Source organism: Aeromicrobium sp. 10G20-16, from assembly GCF_055809665.1.
In genome coordinates this window covers 3103755-3122335 of record NZ_CM147919.1, presented here as the reverse complement: position 1 = coordinate 3122335, position 18581 = coordinate 3103755, and the positions used below count along the sequence as shown (strand labels likewise).

The following is an 18581-nucleotide window of genomic DNA, read 5'->3' as shown; positions in this document are numbered from 1 at the left end:
TCACTGGCCTCATGCCTGCCCTCTCCGCCCGTCGCATCGCCGACCTGGTCGGCCCCCTGGACGATCGCGGCCCGGCGTATCGCGAGATCACCGACCGCATCCGCCTGATGATCGTCGACGGTCGGATCGCCGACGGGAGCCGGCTGCCGTCCGAGCGTGACCTCGCCGGAGCGCTCGGCGTCAGCCGCACCACGAGTGCGCGCGTCTACGCCGAGCTCCGCGACGCTGGGCTCACCCGTTCGCGGCAGGGTTCTGGCAGCGTCGTCGCCCTGCCCCGGTTCGCCTCGGCGACCAGCAGCCTGATGACGACGCCGGACGACCCCGACACGATCGCCATGACGTACTCGGCCTGGCCGGGCCCGGCCGGCATCGCCCGTGCGTTCGAGGCAGCCGCCACCGGGCTGCCCGGGCTGCTGGCCACGACGGGCTACCTGCCCGACGGTCTCCCCCGCCTCCGACGCCTGCTCGCCGACCAGTACACCGAGAGCGGGCTCGCGACCGATCCCGACCAGATCATCGTCACCAACGGGGCGATGGGAGCCATCTCGCTGGTGGCCCGCACCGTCACCCGACCAGGGTCGCGGACGCTGGTCGAAGGCATCACGTACCCGCACGGAGCGGACGCCTTCGGCCTCGGCGGCGGACGGCTCAGCCCGTTGCCGGTGAGCGATCGTCCCTGGGACGGGTTGGACGACGCCCTCAGCACCGGGCAGCACGCCGCCGCGTACCTCGTGCCGGACTTCCACAACCCGACCGGGATCGTCATGACCGACGAGGAACGCGGGCGTTGGGCCCGTGCGCTGGCCCGCCACGACGTCGTCCCGGTGGTCGACGAGTCGCTGCGCGACGTCAACCTCGACGGCATCGCGATGCCACCGCACTTCGCGCACTACGACCCGCGGGCGCTCCTCATCGGATCGTCCTCGAAGGCGTACTGGGGCGGGCTCCGCGTCGGATGGATCCGCGCGCCGCGCTCACTCGTCGTGCCCCTGCTGCAGGCGCGCATGATGGACGACCTCGGGACGTCGGCCTTCGACCAGCTGGTGCTGTGCGAGCTGCTCGAGGACGGCGGCCAGACGCTTGCCGCGTCACGCTCTCGGTCGCGGGCGGCACGCGATCATCTGCTCGAGCAGCTCGCCCTGCAGCTGCCCCAGGTCAGTGCGAGCTGCCCGCCCGGCGGGCTCAACCTGTGGCTCACGCTGCCCGAACGAGTCGGCACGCCGCTGGTGGCCGATGCCACCGACCACGACCTGCTCCTGACCGCCGGTCCCCGCTTCTTCACCGGCGCCCCGGCGGCGGGCGAACGCCACCTACGACTGCCCTACACCCAGCCGCACGACGTGCTCACCGAGGCCGTGCGGCGACTGCGGCGCGCGTGGGACTGCGTGTCATCGGGCAACGAGACCCCCGGCACCGCGCAGACGATCGACCTGATCGCCTAGCCTCGGCTCAGCGACTCATCAGGCGCGAGAACCAGCTGCCACCGGACTCGGCCTCGTGGCCCTCGCAACGGTTGCTGCGCGGCACACCGGCCATGACCTGGTCGACGTGCTGGCCGCACCCGGCCCACGTGGTCTTTCCGCAGGTCTTGCACGCAACGGCTCGGCACATGTGAATCTCCTTCGATCGTGGGTGGTGTTCAGGCGAGCGAGAGGAACAGGCGTTCCATCTCGGCGACGTCCATGTCAGGTCCGTCGGGGTTGGCGAGGCAGTCGCGCAGGTCGGAGGCGATGACGGCGAAGCCGGCGCGATCCAGCGCCTTGGCGACGGCGGCCAGCTGCGTCACGACGTCCTTGCAGTCGCGGCCGTCCTCGATCATGCGGACGATGCCGCCGATCTGGCCCTGGGTCCGGTTGAGCCGCTTGACGACCGCGTTCATGTCCGTGGGGTTGAGCTCCATCAGGTGTCCTCTCGTCCGGCGGCCGTGGACCGCACCCCAGCCGACCACGTTCGCATCCCGCCGTCCAGGTTGCGCACGGCGCGTCCGTGCTGCGTCAGCAAGCGGGCGGCGACGTGGCCGCGCTGACCGACCGCGCAGTGGACCACGAGATCACCGGCGGGAAGATCGTCGAGCCGGTCGCGCAGCTCGTCGAGCGGCACGTGCGCCGACCCCGGGATCTGCTCGACGTCGCGCTCGACCTTGCTCCGGACGTCGAGCAGGGTGGCGCCTGCCGCGATCGCGGCGTCCAGCTCGTGCCACTGCACGGTCGTCTCCAGCCCGTCGCGCAGGTTCTCGGCGACGAAGCCCAGCATGTTGACCGGATCCTTGGCCGAGCCGAACTGTGGCGCGTACGCCAGCTCGAGGTCGGCGAGGTCGCTCGCCCGCAGCCCGCCGGCCATCGCGGTGGCGACGACGTCGATGCGCTTGTCGACGCCCGCTCCGCCCACGGCCTGGGCGCCCAGGATCGCGTCGGACGCGGGGTCGACCAGCAGCTTGATGGTCATGGCGGTGGCACCCGGGTAGTAGCCGGCGTGATCAGCAGGATGGGTGTGGATGATCCGGGGGGTCACGCCGCGGGCTCGCAGCCGCTTCTCCGACTCGCCGGTGACCGCGACCACGAGGTCGAAGATCCCGAGGATCGCGGTGCCGCGGGTCGGACGCAGCGGTCGCGCCGAGCCGACGATCACGTCGGCGACGAGCCGGCCCTGGCGGTTCGCGGTGTTGGCCAGCGGCGCCAGCAGGTCCTCGCCGCGGCCGTCGCGCTTGACGACGGCGTCGCCGACGGCGAAGACGTGTGGCGCACTGGTGCGCTGGTGGTCGTCGACCACGATCGCTCCCCCGGTCCCGAGCTCGATGCCCGCCGCCGCGGCCAGTCCCGACTCCGGCACGACACCGATGGCCAGCACCACCAGATCGGCCGGCAGCGAGCGGCCGTCGGCGAGCTGGACCGAGTCCGGCCCGACAGCGTCGACCCGCGCGTCCACCTCGACCCGCACGCCGTGGCGCTGCAGCTCGTCGGCGACCAGCACGGCCAGCTCGGGATCGAGCGGCCCCATGACCTGGGGTGCCGCCTCGACCACCGTGACGTCCAGGCCGCGCCGCAGCAGGTTCTCGGCCATCTCCAGACCGATGAACCCGCCACCGACGACCACGGCGGTGCGCGCCTGCTCGACCGCTGCCAGGACCCGGTCGAGGTCGGCGACGTCGCGCATCGTGAAGGCACGCTCGATGCCGGGGATCGGCGGGCGCACGGGGCTGGCACCCGGGCTCAGCACCAGCTCGTCGTAGGCGAGGCGCTCGACCCCGCCGGTCTCGAGGTCGCGGACGGCGACCTCCTGCACCTCGGTGTGCACCGCGACGACCTCGTGGCGGACGCGCACGTCCAGGTCGAACCGCTCGCGCAGCTGCTCGGGGGTCTGCAGCAGCACCGCGTCGCGCTCGGCGATGACGCCGCCCACCACGTACGGCAGGCCGCAGTTGGCGAACGACACGTGGTCGCCGCGCTCGAGCACGATGATGCGTGCGTGCTCGTCACGTCGGCGCAGCCGCGTGGCGGCCGACATGCCGCCTGCGACTCCTCCGACGATGACGACGGTGCGTGGGGTGTCCATGGCCCCACCATATACCCCCGGGGGTATCTACACAATCAGTCGCTGCGGCTCAGCGCGCCGCCTGACCGTCGACGTAGTCGGCGTCCTGCTGCTGCCAGGAGAAGTGCGCGCGCAGCTTCTTGCCCGTGGCCTCGATCGGGTGACCGGCCTCCTTCTCACGCAGGGCGAGGAACTCCGTGGCGCCGTTGTCCTGGTCGTCGATGAACCGCTTGGCGAAGCTGCCGTCCTGGATGTCGGCCAGCACGTCGGCCATGCGCTGCTTGACCGAGTCGTCGATGATACGCGGGCCGGAGACGTAGTCGCCGTACTCGGCGGTGTCGGAGATGCTCCACCGCTGCTTGGCGATGCCGCCCTCCCACATCAGGTCGACGATCAGCTTCGAGCTCGTGCAGCACCTCGAAGTAGGCGATCTCCGGCTGGTAGCCGGCCTCCGTGAGCGTCTCGAAGCCCGCCTGCACCAGGTGCGACATGCCGCCGCAGAGAACGGCCTGCTCACCGAACAGGTCGGTCTCGGTCTCCTCGGTGAACGTGGTCTTGATGACGCCGGCGCGGGTGCCGCCGATGGCCTTGGCGTACGACAGCGCGAGGTCCCACGCCTTGCCGCTGGCGTCCTGCTCGACCGCGATGATGTCGGGGATGCCGCGCCCGCCCACGAACTCGCGGCGCACGGTGTGGCCCGGCGCCTTGGGGGCGACGAGCACGACGTCGACGCCCGGCGACGGAGCGATGTAGCCGTAGCGGATGTTGAAGCCGTGGCCGAACACCAGCGCGTCACCATCGACCAGATTCGGCTCGATGGACTCGGCGAACACGTGGCGCTGGACCTGGTCAGGGGCGAGGATCACGACGACGTCGGCCTCCTCGACCGCCTCGGCGACCGTCCGGACCCGCAGGCCCTCGGCCTCGGCCTTGGCGATGCTCTTGGAGCCCTCGGGAAGTCCGACGCGCACGTCGACGCCGGAGTCGCGCAGGTTCAGCGCGTGGGCGTGGCCCTGGCTGCCGTACCCGATGACCGCCACGTGGCGGCCCTGGATGATGCTGAGGTCTGCGTCGTCGTCGTAGAAAAGTTCGGCCATGGGTGTCTCCTCGTGTCTGGCTGGATCAGCCGGTGTGGGCGCCGGGGACGGCGCGGAGCGTGCGGTCAGTGATGGAACGGGAGCCGCGTCCGATGGCCACGCGACCGGACTGGGCGATCTCGCGAATGCCGAACGGCTCGAGCACATTCAACATGGCGGTCAGCTTTTCCGGCGTCGCCGGTGGCCTCGATGGTCACGGCGTCGGTGGCGACGTCGACGACCTTGGCCCGGAACAGCTGCACCGTCTCGAGCACCTGACCGCGCGTCTGGGAGTCGGCCTTGACCTTGATGAGCATGAGCTCGCGCTCGACGGCGCTGGAGGACTCCAGCTCGACGATCTTGAGCACGTTGACCAGCTTGTTGAGCTGCTTGGTCACCTGCTCCAGCGGCAGCTCGGCGACGTTGACCACGATGGTCATGCGCGAGATCTCGGGGATCTCGGTGGGGCCCACCGCGAGCGAGTCGATGTTGAAGCCGCGCCGCATGAACATGCTCGACACGCGAGCCAGCACGCCGGGGGTGTTCTCCACCAGCACGCTCAGGGTATGGGTGCTCACAGCTGCTCCTCGTCGTCCCACGTGGGTGCCAGATCGCGGGCGATCTGGATGGCGTCGTTGCTCGTGCCGGCGTGAACCATCGGCCAGACCATGGCGTCGCGCTCGACGACGAAGTCGATGACGACGGGGCGGTCGGTGATCGCCATGGCCTTCTCGATGGTGGCGTCCAGGTCGGCCTCGGTCTCGCAGCGCAGGCCGACACAGCCGTAGGCCTCGGCCAGCTTGACGAAGTCGGGGATGCGTCGCGCCCCGATCGACTCCGGACCGGTGTTGAGGTCGGTGTTGGAGTAGCGCTCGTTGTACAGCAGCGTCTGCCACTGCCGCACCATCCCGAGCGAGGAGTTGTTGATGACCGCGACCTTGATCGGGATGCCCTCGATGGCGCAGGTGGCCAGCTCCTGGTTGGTCATCTGGAAGCACCCGTCGCCGTCGATGGCCCACACGACCTCGCCCGGCAGACCCACCTGCGCGCCCATGGCGGCGGGAACGGCGTAGCCCATCGTGCCGGCCCCACCGGAGTTGAGCCACTGCCGCGGGCGCTCGAAGTCGATGTAGTGCGTCGACCACATCTGGTGCTGGCCGACGCCTGCCGCGTACGTGGCCTGCGGGCCGGCGATGGCGCTGATGCGCTCGATGACGGTCTGCGGAGCCAACCCCTCGGCCGGCTTGTCGTAGCCCACCGGGTAGCGCTCCTTGATGCCCAGCATCTGAGCCTTCCACGGCGCGAAGTCGAGGTTGATCTCGTCCTCGTCGATCAGCTTGCGCAACGTCACGACCAGGTCGGCGATGACCTCGCGGCAGTCGCCGACGATCGGCACGTCGGCCGCCCGGTTCTTGGAGATCTCGGCCGGGTCGATGTCGGCGTGGATGATCTTGGCACCGGGTGCGAAGCTGCTGAGCTGGCCCGTGACGCGGTCGTCGAACCGGGCACCGAGGGAGATCAGCAGGTCGCTCTTCTGCAGGCCGGCCACCGCCGCCACCGTGCCGTGCATGCCGGGCATCCCGAGGTGCAGCTCGTGCGAGTCGGGGAAGGCGCCGCGCGCCATCAGCGTGGTGACGAGCGGGATCTGGGTCAGCTCGGCCAGCTCGAGCAGCTCGGCGGCCGCGTCGGCCTTGATCACACCACCGCCGACGTACAGCACCGGGCGCTCGGACGCGGCGATCAGGCGGGCCGCCTCGCGCACCTGCTTGCCGTGCGGCTTGGTGGTGGGCCGGTAGCCGGGCAGCGCCAGCTCGGACGGCCAGGCGAAGACGGTGTCGCCCTGCAGTGCGTCCTTGGCGATGTCGACCAGGACCGGGCCGGGGCGACCGGTGCCGGCGATGTGGAAGGCCTCGGCGATGACGCGCGGGATCTCGTCGGGGTCGGTGACCAGGTAGCTGTGCTTGGTGATCGGCATGGTGATGCCGCGGATGTCGGCCTCCTGGAAGGCGTCCGACCCGATGGAGCCGCTGGCGACCTGACCGGTGATGGCCACGATCGGCACCGAGTCCATGTGGGCGTCGGCGATGGCGGTGACCAGGTTGGTGGCGCCCGGGCCCGAGGTGGCCATGCAGACGCCGACGCGACCGGTGACCTGGGCGTAGCCCTGGGCCGCGTGGCCGGCGCCCTGCTCGTGACGCACCAGGATGTGCCGGATCGAGGAGTCGAACAACGGGTCGTACGCCGGCAGGATCGCGCCGCCGGGGATGCCGAAGATGACCTCGACACCGGCCTTCTCCAGCGCGTTCACCAGGCTCTGGGCGCCGGTGATGGTCGTGCTCTGGGCGCCGGTGAGGGTCGTGCTCTGCTCGGTCATCGGAGGTTCCTCGCGGTTCGTGGTGTCGAGTGGGTGTCTGGTCCGGTCGTTCGCATAAAAAAATCCCCCGGCCAGTGGCAAACGAGGGAGACGCGACGCCGAGAAGGCGTTCGCGTCATACGACTACGACAAGAAGGTCAACGCACACACCTGAAGTCTCCCCCGCCGCCCGTCGCCGGTCAAGTCGTGAGACAAGTCGTTCCAGCATGTGGTCATCTGGTCGGGCGGGCGACGCCCGGCGCTGCTTGGATGAAGCATGACCAAGCTCTTCGCCACCCTGTGCGCCGTGGCCGTCCTGACCCTCACGACCGCGTGCGGCGGCGGTTCCGACCGCCCAACCGCCGCGGAGATCTCGGCCGGCCTCCAGGGCGGCAAGAGCCTGCTCGGACCCCTGCCCGTGCAGGGAGACGCCGCCGACTGCCTCGCCAAGGTGCTGGAGAAGTCGAAGCTGAGCGACGAGTCGCTGCGCGCCCTGGTGGACGGGGACCAGGACTACCAGGGCCCCGACGACGAGGTCGCCATCTTGCAGGACATGGTCGGCGACATCAGTGCGTGCACGGCCAGCTCCTGACCGCTGGTCCGTCTACCACTGCGACGCGGCGTAGTCCTTGAGGAACACTCCGTGGACGTCCTCGCCGGCTTCGCCACGCACGATCGGGTCGTAGACGCGAGCAGCGCCGTCGACCAGGTCCAGCGGCGCCTTGAATCCTTCGGCCGCCAGGCGGACCTTCGTGACGTGGGGGCGCTCGTCGGTGATCCACCCGGTGTCGACCGCGGTCATGAGGATGCCGTCGGTCTGCAGCATCTCGGCCGCGCTGGTGCGGGTCAGCATGTTGAGCGCGGCCTTGCTCATGTTGGTGTGCGGGTGGCCGGGCCCCTTGTACTGGCGGGCGAACTGGCCCTCCATCGCCGAGACGTTGACCACGTAGGTGCGCCGGGACGCTGACGCCGCCAGAGCCGGCCGCAGTCGACTGATCAGGATGAACGGCGCCGTCTGGTTGCACAGCTGCACCTCGAGCAGCTCCAGGGCGTCGACCTCGCCGACCGTCTGCGTCCAGCTGTTGATCGTGACCTCGTCCGGCACCAGTCCCCCGGCGTCGATGCGCGACAGGTCGGCCGAGCCCGCCGTCATCGCCTGCTCGGTGAGCTCCTCGGCGGTGAGGGGATCTGCTGCCAGCACGGGGTGGGACTCGACCGAGCCGACCAGGGCCGCAGGGTGCAGGTCGCTGGTGTGGCCGAAGGTCTCGATCTCCGGCAGCGGACCTGCGGGCAGGGGGGCGCCCTCGGCCTCGGCCAGCGGTCCGTAGGCGCCGGGCGAGCGCCGCACGGTCTGCGCCGCGTTGTTGATGATGATGTCGAGCGGGCCGGCGGCTGCGACGGAGTCGGCCAGCCCGATGACCTGGGCCGGGTCGCGCAGGTCGATGCCGACGATGCGCAGGCGGTCGATCCAGTCGGCGCTGTCCTCGATCGCGGCGAACCGGCGCACCGCGTCGTGCGGGAATCGGGTGGTGATGGTGGTGTGGGCGCCGTCGCGCAGCAGGCGCAGGGCGATGTACATGCCGATCTTGGCGCGACCGCCGGTCAGCAGGGCGCGCTTGCCGGTCAGGTCGGTGCGGGCGTCGCGCTTGGCGTGGTTCAGGGCCGCGCAGTCGGGGCAGAGCTGGTGGTAGAACGCGTCGACGACGGTGAACTTGGACTTGCAGATGTAGCAGGCGCGGGCCACCTGCAGCGTGCCCGCGGTGGCGCCGACGGCGGTGGACACCAACGGGATGCCTGCGGTCTCGTCGTCGATCCGCGAGGCGGACCCCGTGGCGGTGGACTCCACGACTGCGCGATCGGCCGCGGCGATCGCATCCCGCTTGGCGATGCGGCGCTGCTTCTTGACGTCCTTGTAGAACTTGCCGCACGCCCGACGCAGCGCCACGTACGCCTCGTCGTCCTCGCCGAGGAACTGGGCCTCGCCGAGCACACGCAGGGCCGTGGCGAGATCCTGCTCGTCGAAGTCTGCCGACATCACCCGGTGATGGCGCCCTGCGAGGCACTGCCGACGAGCTTGCGGTACTTGGCGAGCACGCCGGTCGTGTACTTGGTGGGCAGCGGCTCCCAGCCGACCTTGCGGGCCTCGAGCTCGTCGGGGTCGATCTCGACGTCGAGGCTCTTGTTGGCGACGTCGAGGGTGATCTGGTCGCCGTCCTTGACGAACGCGATGGGTCCGGCGTCGACGGCCTCGGGCGCAACGTGGCCCACGCACAGACCCGTGGTGCCACCGGAGAAGCGACCGTCGGTGAGCAGCAGGACGTCCTTGCCGAGCCCGGCACCCTTGATGGCGCCCGTGATGGCCAGCATCTCGCGCATGCCCGGTCCACCCTTGGGGCCCTCGTTGCGGATGACCACGACGTCGCCGGCGGCGATGGTGCCGTCCTCGAGGGCGTCCATCGCGGCGCGCTCGCCGTCGAAGACCCGCGCCGTGCCGCGGAAGACCGACTCGTCGAACCCGGCGCTCTTGACGACGGCGCCCTCGGGCGCGAGCGAGCCGTGCAGGATCGTGATGCCGCCGGTCTTGTGGATGGGGGTGTCCAGCGGGCGGATGACGTCGCCGTCGAGCCCGAGGTCGATGTGCGCGAGGTTCTCGGCCATCGTCTTGCCGGTGACGGTCAGGCAGTCGCCGTGCATCAGCCCGGCATCGAGCAGGGCCTTCATGATGACCGGGATGCCACCGACCTTGTCGACGTCGTTCATGACGAAGCGACCGAACGGCTTGAGGTCGCCCAGGTGCGGGACCTTGTCGCCGATGCGGCTGAAGTCCTCGAGGGTCAGGTCGACCTCGGCCTCACGGGCGATGGCCAGCAGGTGCAGCACCGCGTTGGTGGAGCCGCCGAGCGCCATGACGACCGTGATGGCGTTCTCGAACGCCTCCTTGGTCAGGATCTGACGCGCGGTGATGCCGCGACGCAGCATCTCGACCACGGCCTCGCCGGACTTGTGGGCGAAGTCGTCGCGGCGCCGGTCGGGACCGGGAGGGGCGGCCGAGCCAGGAAGGCTCATGCCGAGCGCCTCGGCCGAGGCGGCCATCGTGTTGGCGGTGTACATGCCGCCGCACGCGCCCTCGCCGGGGCAGATGGCGCGCTCGATCTTGTCGACCTGCTCGCGGCTCATCAGCCCGCGCATGCACGCGCCGACGGCCTCGAACGCGTCGATGATGGTGACGTCCTTGCCGTCGACGTTGCCCGGCATGATCGAGCCGGCGTACAGGAAGACGCTCGCGAGGTCGAGACGGGCAGCGGCCATCAGCATGCCGGGCAGGCTCTTGTCGCAGCCGGCCAGCAGCACCGATCCGTCGAGGCGCTCGGCCATCATGACGGTCTCGACCGAGTCGGCGATGACCTCGCGGCTGACCAGCGAGAAGTGCATGCCCTCGTGGCCCATGGAGATGCCGTCGGAGACGCTGATGGTGCCGAACTCCAGCGGGTATCCGCCGCCGGCGTGCACGCCGACCTTGACCGCCTTGGCCAACCGGTCGAGCGGCAGGTTGCAGGGCGTGATCTCGTTCCAGCTGGACGCCACGCCGATCTGCGGCTTGGCCCAGTCGTCGTCGCCCATGCCCACCGCGCGGAGCATGCCGCGCGAGGCAGTGGCCTCGAGGCCGTCGGTGACCGTGCGTGAGCGCGGCTTGATGTCGATGTCAGGAGTCTCGTCGGACATGGACACAGACTACTGTCGCCCGCATGCACCTCGCGCTCGCCACCTGGAGCGGCATCGCCGACCACGACACCGACCTCCCGCTGCTGATCGAGGCGGCGCGCGACGCCGGCGTCGACGCCGAGATCACCGTCTGGGACGACCCCCGGGTGGACTGGGCCGACTTCGACCTCGTGGTGGTCCGGTCGTGCTGGGACTACATGGCCCGGCGTGAGGAGTTCCTGGCGTGGACCGCATCGGTGCCCCGCCTCGCCAACCCGGCCGACGTGATCGCGTGGAACACCGACAAGTCGTACCTGCGCCGCCTCGCCGATGCGGGCGTGCCGGTCATCCCCACGCTCTGGGACGTGCAGCCCGGCGACGACCTCGGCGGCCACGACGAGTGGGTCGTGAAGCCGTCGGTGTCGGCCGGATCGCGCGACACGGCTCGATGGACCTCACCCGATGACGTCTACGCGCACAGCGCCGACCTGCAGGCGGCCGGACGCACCGCGATGGTCCAGCCGTACATCTCGTCGGTCGACGACGACGGCGAGACCGCAGTGCTCTCGATCGGCGGATCGTTCTCGCACGCCATCCGCAAGGGCCCGCTGCTGGTGCGTGGCGAGGGCGTGCGACAGGACCGTGACAGCCGTGAGGAGATCAGCGCCCGCCAGGCGACCCCGGCCCAGCTCGACGTGGCCAAGGCGGCGTTGGCCGCCGTCAACGCCGAAGACCTGCTGTACTCGCGGGTCGACCTGGTGACCGGCCCCGACGGCGAGCCGATGGTGATCGAGCTCGAGCTCACCGAGCCCAGCCTGTTCCTCAGCACCAGTCCGCCGGCCGCCGCGCGGTTGATCGCGGCCGCGGTCGCCCGGGTCAGCTGACGTCGATCTGACCGGAGGTCGCCTCGGGGTCGCGGGTGGGAGCACCGTCGGGGTGGCGCTGCAGCCACCGCGTGCCGGCCTCGTGGCCTGACTCGAACAGCGCCTGCTGCTGCTCGGGGGTCAGGTCGAAGTCGGTCCAGCGCACTCCCTTGGGCTTGGCGAAGATGCTGCGCTCGACGTTGACCGGGTCGCTCACGTGCCGCACCTGGGTCGAGTCGACCGTCGTGTAGATCAGGCTCGAGATCAGCGAGATCGGACCGGTGACCGGCTTGGCCGGCGCCTGCTCGTTCCACGGCGAGCTGAGCCGCACGCCGATGGTCGGCCAACGGCTCGGCTTCCCGTCGTCGCGGTCGAAGATCTCGATCGGGTAGCTGCGCAGCAGCGAGCCGTCGGAGAGCGTGGACACCCCGTACCTGCCGCGCAGGGTGGACGGCTCGAACATGAACGGGATCGCCGACGAGGCACGGACGGCGCGCGCCACCGAGAAGTTCTCGGCGGCCAGACCGTAGTCGGCCAGGTCCCACGGCAGGTAGACCAGCCGCTGCCGGGACAGGTCGCTGGTCGTGACGACCAGCCGGAACGACCGCTCGGGTGCCAGGGACGAGCCCGGGTCGTCGAACGCCAGGTCTCCGAACGACCGCACACCGAGGTCCGCGAGCACCCCGCGGGTCCAGTCCTCGAGGTGCTGGCCGCGGTACATCCCCTGGTGGAGCACGATGCCCAGGCCGTTGGCCAGCGCGGGCCACCACGAGAAGGCGCGGCTGAGGCCGCGGCGGTCCAGCATGTCGGTGTAGTCGAGCGTGCGCATGATGTCGTCGACCCGACTCATCGGCTCGCCCGCCTGCTGCATCGCGGCGATGATCGAGCCCACCAGCGCGCCGGCGGAGGACCCGGCGATACGGGCGAAGGTGTAGCCGTGGTCCGCCAGCGCCACGGCGGCACCGACCAGCGCGATGCCCTTGACGCCCCCGCCCTCGAGCACGAGGTCGGCCCTGAGCTCGCGTTCCGGTGCCATGTCCTCAACCCTACGAAACCCGGCAGGCCCGACTGCGGCGTGCCAGAATCAGCGGTTGTGACCTCGACAGCCCTGGTTCGCTACTACGACGTGGACAGCGCGGACGGCACGAGATTGCGGGCGTGGACCAACGACGCCGACGGTCCCACGGTGCTGGTGTCCAACGGCCTCGGCACCAACCCGCTGGCCTGGCCGGCGCTGCTCAAGCCCGACTGCGGGGTCCACGTGATCGGCTGGAACCACCGCGGCGTCGGCGGCTCGGCCCGCCCGGTCGACGGCCGGGTCGACCTCGACGCGTTCGTGGAGGACGCCCTCGCGGTGATGGACGAGGCCGGTGTCGAGTCGGCCGTCGTCGCTGCGTGGTCCGTGGGCGTGACGGTCGCCTTCGAGCTCGCCGTGCGACACCCCGAACGGGTGCAGGGCATACTCGCCGTGGCAGGCGTGCCGGGCAACACCTTCTCGACGATGCTGGCCCCACTCCACGTGCCACGACCGGTCGCACGGGTGCTGATGACCAACGTCGCCCGTGTCACGACCGTGGCGGGGCACCCCGTGGCGCCGATCACCCGCCGGCTGCCGTGGACGAACCTGACCGCCAACATGCTGCGCCGCAGCCACCTCATCAACCCGGCCGCCGACACCGCCGAGCTGCGCGCGCTGATGCAGGAGTTCTTCACGACCCACCCCGCGTGGTACGCCAAGCTGGCGCTAAGCGTCACCGAGCATCGCCGAGTGCCGCTGTCGACCATCGCCGTGCCGGTCACATTCCTCGCGGGCAGCTTCGACGTCTTCACCAGCGCCGAGGACATGCTGTCGGCGTCCCAGCGCATCAAGCACTCGCGCTACCGGCGTCTCGAGGCCACCCACTTCCTGCCCGTGGAGCGGCCCGACGAGGTGCTGCACGAGCTCAGGTCCCTGCTCGACGAGGTCGGCTGAGCGTCGCTCAGCCCAGCTTCTCGAGGATCAGCTCGCGCACGCGCCCGGCGTCGGCCTGGCCGCGCATCTCCTTCATGACCGCGCCGATCAGCGCTCCGGCCGCAGCGACCTTGCCGTCGCGGATCTTCTGCGCCGCATCGGGGTCACCCTCGATGGCACGGTCCACGGCCTCGCCGAGCGCGCCGTCGTCGGACACGACCTCGAGCCCGCGGGCGACCACGACCTCCTCGGGCGTGCCCTCCCCCGCGATCACGCCGTCGAAGACCTGCCGGGCGAGCTTGTCGTTGATGCGTCCGGCATCGATGAGCGCCTGGATCTGCGCGACCTGGTCGGGGCTGACGCCGACGTCGGTGAGGGCCAGATCGTTCTCGTTGGCCCGCCGGGTCAGCTCTCCCTGCCACCACTTGCGGGCGGCCTGGGGAGCGGCACCGGCCTCGACGGTCGCGACGATCAGGTCTATCGACCCGGCGGCGATGAGGTCGCGCATCTCGACGTCGCTGAAGCCCCAGTCGGCCTGCAGCCGCGCGCGGCGCTCGGCAGGCGGCTCGGGCAGGGTGGCCCGCAGCTCCTCGACCCACTCGCGCGACGGCGAGACCGGCGCGAGGTCGGGCTCGGGGAAGTAGCGGTAGTCGTCGGCGTCGGACTTCTCGCGCCCGGGCAACGTGGTGCCGGTGTTCTCCTGGAAGTGCCGGGTCTCCTGCAGCACCGACCCGCCGGCGTCGAGGATGCCCGCGTGCCGCGAGACCTCGTGGCGGACGGCGCGCTCGACGGAGCGGAACGAGTTGACGTTCTTGGTCTCGGACCGGGTGCCCAGGGTGTCCGATCCCTTGGGCTTGAGCGACAGGTTCACGTCGGCGCGCAGCGAGCCCTGGTCCATGCGGACGTCGGAGACGCCGAGCCCCCCGATGAGGTCGCGCACGTGGGACACGTACGCGCGGGCCACCGCCGGCGCCTTCTCGGCCGGCACCTCGATCGTGCGGGTGACGATCTCGATCAGCGGGATGCCGGCACGGTTGTAGTCGACCAACGAGTGGTCGGCGCCGTGGATGCGACCCGTGGACCCACCGACGTGCAGGGCCTTGCCGGTGTCCTCCTCCATGTGGGCGCGCTCGATCTCGACGCGGAAGACCTCGGGCTCGCCACCGTCCTCGTCGAGGACCGTGACGTCGACCCACCCGTCGTGCGCGATGGGCTCGTCGTACTGCGACGTCTGGAAGTTCTTGGGCATGTCGGGGTAGAAGTAGTTCTTGCGCGCGAACCGGCACCACTCGGCGATCTCGCAGTTGAGCGCGAGGCCCATGCGGATGGCCGACTCGACCGCCTTGGCGTTGACGACCGGCAGCGCACCGGGCAGCGCGAGGCAGACCGGGCACACCTGGGTGTTGGGCTCGGCGCCGAACTCCGTGGGGCAGCCGCAGAACATCTTGGTGGCGGTGTTCAGCTCGATGTGGATCTCCAGACCCATCACCGGGTCGTAACGGGTGATCGCCTCGTCGAACGGCACGAGAACTTCGGCAGACGCCTGCGGGCCGGTCATCGGCTCACCCCTTCGGTGGTCAGCTCGGGCGCACTGGCCAGCAGCGGCACGCCGCCCCAGCTCTGCTCGAGCAGGGTCTCCAGGCCGGCCGCGACGTTGTAGAGCCGGTCGTCGGCCTTGGCCGGAGCCAGGAACTGCAGACCCACCGGCAGGTGGTCGGCCAGTCCGATCGGAAGCGACAACCCGGGGATGCCGACCAGGTTGGCCGGCAGCGTGGCGATGTCGCCGAGATACATGGCCAGCGGGTCGTCCAGCTTGTCGCCCAGCGCGTAGGCCGTGGTGGGGACGGTGGGCGAGGCGAGCACGTCGAGCCCTTCGAACGCGGCGGCGAAGTCGCGTGCCAGCAGGGTGCGGACCTTCTGCGCCGATCCGTAGTAGGCGTCGTAGTAGCCGCTGGACAGTGCGTAGGTGCCGATGATGATGCGGCGCTTGACCTCGTCGCCGAAGCCCGCGTCGCGGGTGGCGGACATGACCTGCTCGGCGCTCGGGCTGTCGACGCCCTCGGGGCTGACCCTCAGGCCGTATCGCATGGCGTCGAAGCGTGCGAGGTTGCTGCTGGCCTCGCTCGGCATGACCAGGTAGTAGGCCGCGAGGGCGTACTCCAGGCTCGGGATGGACACCTCGACGACCTCGGCGCCGGCACCGGTGAGGAGGCTGATCGCTTCGTCGAATCGTGCCTGGACCCCCGGCTGGAAGCCCTCCCCGCTCAGCTCGCGGATGATGCCGATCTTGAGGCCCTTGACCTCCCCGCGCCGTGCTGCCGCCACCACGGGGGCCGGGCTGTCGGGGATGCTCGTGGAGTCCATGGGGTCGTGCCCCGCGATGCAGCTCGTGCAGCAGGGCCGCGTCGAGAACGGTGCGGGTGACGGGGCCGGCCTGGTCGAGACTGCTGGCCAGCGCCACCAGTCCGTAGCGGCTGACCGCGCCGTAGGTGGGCTTGACACCGACGGTGCCGGTGAACGCACCGGGCTGGCGGATGGAACCGCCGGTGTCGGTGCCGATGGCCAGGGGCGCCTCGAAGGCGGCGACCGCTGCGGCCGAACCGCCACCGGATCCACCGGGAACGCGCGAGGTGTCCCACGGATTGCGGGTGGGCCCGTACGCGGAGTGCTCGGTCGACGAGCCCATGGCGAACTCGTCCATGTTGGTCTTGCCCAGCATCGGCAGACCGGCTGCACGGAGCCGGGCCGCGACGGTGGCGTCGTACGGCGGGATCCAGCCCTCCAGGATCTTCGAGCCGCAGGTGGTGGGCACGCCGCGGGTGGCGACGATGTCCTTGACCGCGATCGGCACGCCGGCCAGGTGGGCCAGCGGCTCGCCCGCGGCGCGGCGCTCGTCGACGTCAGCCGCAGCCGCGAGGGCTCCCTCGGCGTCGACGTGCAGGAACGCGTTGACCTGGCCGTCGACGTCGTCGATGCGGTCCAGGTGCTCCTGGGTGAGCTCGACCGACGAGATGTCGCCGGCGGCCAGGGAACGGGCGGCCTCGTCGGCCGTCATGCGGGTCAGGTCGCGGATCACTGCTCCCCCAGGATCTTCGGGACCAGGAACCGGCCCTGGTCGGACTCCGGGGCGCCGGCGAGGGCGTCCTCGGTCGACAGCGACGGGCGCACCTCGTCGGGCCGGAACACGTTGTCGACCGGCAGCGGGTGGCTCATGGCGGGCACGTCGTCGCCGGCAGCGCGCTGCACGATCGCCACGTGCTCCAGGATGCCGGGGAGCTCGGCAGCGAGATCGTCGATCTCGGTGTCGCTCAGGTCGATGCGCGCGAGGCCGGCGAGATGCTCGACGTCGGCACGCGAGATACCCGTGACGGGCTCAGACATGCAGATCCTTCATGGCAGGTCGGACAGATGAGAAGGCGGTACCGAGCCATCGTAGTGGCCGCCTCTACGCTGATCTCATGCCACCGCGCCAGCCCTTCGACCCGGCCGACCTCGGGCTCCGCCCCCTCGACGCGGTCGCCTTCCTGTGCGAGGTCGCCATGGTGGTGCTGCTGGTGCTGGCCGGCCACGGATTCGCCGACGGGTGGCGCGGTTGGGCGACCGGCGGCTTCCTCGCTCTCGTCGCGGTGGGCATCTGGGCGCAGTGGATGGCACCCACGTCGCTGCGACGACTCGACAACCCCACACGACTGGTCGTGCAGATCATGTTGTTCCTCACCGTCGCCCTCTACGCGGCAGCCGGCGGCCTGCTCGTCGCGGGCCTGGTCTTCGCAACGATCTCCATCGCCGTCTTCACCGTGCTCGCCCTCGAGGACGCATAGGGCGAAGCCCGAGGCGAACCACAGCCGAACGGCTTGGGTGGTCTCGCCTCGGTCGCTGGCGCTCCCTCACGTTCCTCGCAGAGCTCGTCACTGGCGAGCGGGCTGTTCGCCAGGGAGCGCACCGACCGTGAGCGAAGCGAGGCGAACTACAGCCGAACGGCATGCGGTGGTCTCACCTCGGTCGCTGGCGGACTCCTGGGCGACAAGGCTGTTCGCCAGGGAGCGCAGCGACCGTGAGGCCGAAGGCCGAGGCGAACCACAGCCGAACGGCTTGGGTGGTCTCGCCTCGGTCGCTGGCGCTCCCTCACGTTCCTCGCAGAACTCGTCACTGGCGAGCAGGCTGTTCGCCAGGGAGCGCAGCGACCGCGACGACCTCAGGGGGTCAGTGGCAGCTGCAGCGTGCTGGTGAACTCGCGCTGGCTGCCGTCCACGGGGTCGGTGAAGGCCAGCTGCGCTGCAAGCAGCTGGAGCGGTCGACTGAAGTCGTCGATCGCGACGTCGCGCACCTCGGGGTACAGCGGGTCGTCGACGATCGGGATGCCCAGGCCGCTCAGGTGCACGCGCAGCTGGTGGGTGCGGCCGGTGCGTGGAGTCAGGCGGTACACGCCCCAGTCGCCGGCCTCGACCTCCAGCTCGATGAGCGTCTCGGCGTTGACCGGCGCGTCCGCCACGACCTCGGCCTGCCAGACGCCCCGCCGCTTGACCAGGTGGTTGCGCACCACCACCGGCAGCCGGAGCCCTGGTCGCAGCGGAGCGAGCGCGCGGTAGGTCTTGCGCACGGTGTCGTCCTGGAACATCGACTGGTACGGACCGCGCCATCGCCGCTCGGTCGCCAGCATCAGCAGGCCCGACGTGACCCGATCCAGTCGGTGCAGGGGCGACAGCTCGGGCAGGTCGAGCTCGTCGCGCAACCGCACGACGACGCTCTCGCGGACGTGCTGACCACGCGGGATCGACGACAAGAAGGCGGGCTTGTCGACCACGACGAGTCGGTCGTCGCGGTGCACGACGTGGATCCGCCCCGGCACCTCGACCTCGTCGGGCAGGTCCCGGTGGAACCACACGAAGGTGTGCGGCGCGTAGGGCTCGTCCTCGCGGACCGGCGAGAGGTCGTCGTGCACGAATCGCTGCTCGGCCAGCATGGCCTCGACATCGACCCTCTCGGGCAACCGGTCCCGCAGCCACGCGCCCATGGTCGGCCAGGTGGTGGGTCCACGATCCGGCGTGCGGAGCCAGGCGGCAGCCAGCCCGTGCCGAGGTGGCAAGGGGGAACGAGGTGGCACC

General features: G+C 70.6%; 16 protein-coding genes and 3 pseudogenes. 5 read left to right on the top strand and 14 right to left on the bottom strand.

Going from position 1 to position 18581, the window contains the following annotated elements; translation table 11 throughout:
• The first annotated feature begins 11 nt into the window (after positions 1 to 11).
• Positions 12 to 1442, top strand: a complete 1431-nt coding sequence (gene yczR / locus AC0L5F_RS16090; protein WP_473314435.1) for a MocR-like transcription factor YczR — start codon at positions 12 to 14, stop codon at positions 1440 to 1442.
• A gap of 7 nt (positions 1443 to 1449) precedes the next feature.
• Here yczR and AC0L5F_RS16085 read toward each other — a convergent pair whose 3' ends face one another.
• From AC0L5F_RS16085 to AC0L5F_RS16055, 7 genes and pseudogenes are all read right to left on the bottom strand, one after another.
• Complete coding sequence (locus AC0L5F_RS16085) at positions 1450 to 1611, bottom strand: hypothetical protein (protein ID WP_473314434.1); 162 nt, start codon at positions 1609 to 1611, stop codon at positions 1450 to 1452.
• A 28-nt stretch (positions 1612 to 1639) separates the two neighbouring features.
• Complete coding sequence (locus AC0L5F_RS16080; RefSeq protein ID WP_473314433.1) at positions 1640 to 1900, bottom strand: metal-sensitive transcriptional regulator; 261 nt, start codon at positions 1898 to 1900, stop codon at positions 1640 to 1642.
• Entirely contained in the window at positions 1900 to 3552 is a 1653-nt protein-coding gene (locus tag AC0L5F_RS16075) for an FAD-dependent oxidoreductase (protein ID WP_473314432.1), read from the bottom strand. The genes AC0L5F_RS16080 and AC0L5F_RS16075 overlap by 1 nt, the downstream gene beginning before the upstream one ends.
• 49 nt (positions 3553 to 3601) lie before the next feature.
• Positions 3602 to 4628 (bottom strand): annotated as a pseudogene (gene ilvC, locus AC0L5F_RS16070) (ketol-acid reductoisomerase).
• Between the two features lie 25 nt (positions 4629 to 4653).
• Entirely contained in the window at positions 4654 to 4782 is a 129-nt protein-coding gene (locus tag AC0L5F_RS16065; protein WP_473314431.1) for a hypothetical protein, read from the bottom strand.
• 46 nt (positions 4783 to 4828) lie between these two features.
• Positions 4829 to 5119 (bottom strand): annotated as a pseudogene (gene ilvN / locus AC0L5F_RS16060) (acetolactate synthase small subunit); the annotation flags it as partial.
• A 62-nt stretch (positions 5120 to 5181) separates the two neighbouring features.
• Complete coding sequence (locus tag AC0L5F_RS16055) at positions 5182 to 6981, bottom strand: acetolactate synthase large subunit (RefSeq protein WP_473314430.1); 1800 nt, start codon at positions 6979 to 6981, stop codon at positions 5182 to 5184.
• A 256-nt stretch (positions 6982 to 7237) separates the two neighbouring features.
• On the opposite strand from AC0L5F_RS16055, the gene AC0L5F_RS16050 reads away from it, so the two are divergent.
• Positions 7238 to 7552: a hypothetical protein gene (locus AC0L5F_RS16050; RefSeq protein WP_473314428.1), complete on the top strand. Its 315-nt coding sequence runs from the start codon at positions 7238 to 7240 to the stop codon at positions 7550 to 7552.
• A 12-nt stretch (positions 7553 to 7564) separates the two neighbouring features.
• Here AC0L5F_RS16050 and AC0L5F_RS16045 read toward each other — a convergent pair whose 3' ends face one another.
• On the bottom strand, positions 7565 to 8995 hold the full coding sequence (locus AC0L5F_RS16045; RefSeq protein WP_473314427.1) for an SDR family NAD(P)-dependent oxidoreductase: 1431 nt from the start codon (positions 8993 to 8995) through the stop codon (positions 7565 to 7567).
• The gene (gene ilvD, locus AC0L5F_RS16040; protein ID WP_473314426.1) at positions 8995 to 10683 is read right to left on the bottom strand and encodes a dihydroxy-acid dehydratase; all 1689 of its coding nucleotides are present in this window, start codon (positions 10681 to 10683) and stop codon (positions 8995 to 8997) included. Before ilvD ends, AC0L5F_RS16045 begins: the two co-directional genes overlap by 1 nt.
• A gap of 23 nt (positions 10684 to 10706) precedes the next feature.
• On the opposite strand from ilvD, the gene AC0L5F_RS16035 reads away from it, so the two are divergent.
• Positions 10707 to 11546, top strand: a complete 840-nt coding sequence (locus AC0L5F_RS16035) for an ATP-grasp domain-containing protein (protein WP_473314425.1) — start codon at positions 10707 to 10709, stop codon at positions 11544 to 11546.
• Here AC0L5F_RS16035 and AC0L5F_RS16030 read toward each other — a convergent pair.
• Entirely contained in the window at positions 11539 to 12561 is a 1023-nt protein-coding gene (locus AC0L5F_RS16030) for a patatin-like phospholipase family protein (RefSeq protein ID WP_473314424.1), read from the bottom strand. The genes AC0L5F_RS16035 and AC0L5F_RS16030 overlap by 8 nt on opposite strands.
• A gap of 57 nt (positions 12562 to 12618) precedes the next feature.
• Between AC0L5F_RS16030 and AC0L5F_RS16025 the strand changes: the two genes are divergently transcribed.
• Complete coding sequence (locus tag AC0L5F_RS16025; protein ID WP_473314423.1) at positions 12619 to 13497, top strand: alpha/beta fold hydrolase; 879 nt, start codon at positions 12619 to 12621, stop codon at positions 13495 to 13497.
• 7 nt (positions 13498 to 13504) lie between these two features.
• Here AC0L5F_RS16025 and gatB read toward each other — a convergent pair whose 3' ends face one another.
• The 3 genes and pseudogenes from gatB to gatC all read right to left on the bottom strand — a co-directional run bounded on the left by gatB (position 13505) and on the right by gatC (position 16857).
• A complete protein-coding gene (gatB, locus tag AC0L5F_RS16020) occupies positions 13505 to 15034 on the bottom strand; it encodes an Asp-tRNA(Asn)/Glu-tRNA(Gln) amidotransferase subunit GatB (protein ID WP_473314422.1) in 1530 nt (509 codons plus the stop codon).
• Positions 15031 to 16549: pseudogene (gene gatA, locus AC0L5F_RS16015) on the bottom strand (Asp-tRNA(Asn)/Glu-tRNA(Gln) amidotransferase subunit GatA). The gene gatB and the pseudogene gatA overlap by 4 nt, the downstream one beginning before the upstream one ends.
• Complete coding sequence (gene gatC, locus AC0L5F_RS16010; protein ID WP_473314421.1) at positions 16549 to 16857, bottom strand: Asp-tRNA(Asn)/Glu-tRNA(Gln) amidotransferase subunit GatC; 309 nt, start codon at positions 16855 to 16857, stop codon at positions 16549 to 16551. The pseudogene gatA and the gene gatC overlap by 1 nt, the downstream one beginning before the upstream one ends.
• A gap of 77 nt (positions 16858 to 16934) precedes the next feature.
• Between gatC and AC0L5F_RS16005 the strand changes: the two genes are divergently transcribed.
• Positions 16935 to 17297, top strand: coding sequence for a YrdB family protein (locus AC0L5F_RS16005; protein ID WP_473314420.1), 363 nt, complete (start codon positions 16935 to 16937; stop codon positions 17295 to 17297).
• Between the two features lie 374 nt (positions 17298 to 17671).
• On the opposite strand, the gene AC0L5F_RS16000 is transcribed toward AC0L5F_RS16005, so the two are convergent.
• Positions 17672 to 18478, bottom strand: coding sequence for a pseudouridine synthase (locus AC0L5F_RS16000; RefSeq protein WP_473316207.1), 807 nt, complete (start codon positions 18476 to 18478; stop codon positions 17672 to 17674).
• Positions 18479 to 18581 lie beyond the last annotated feature (103 nt).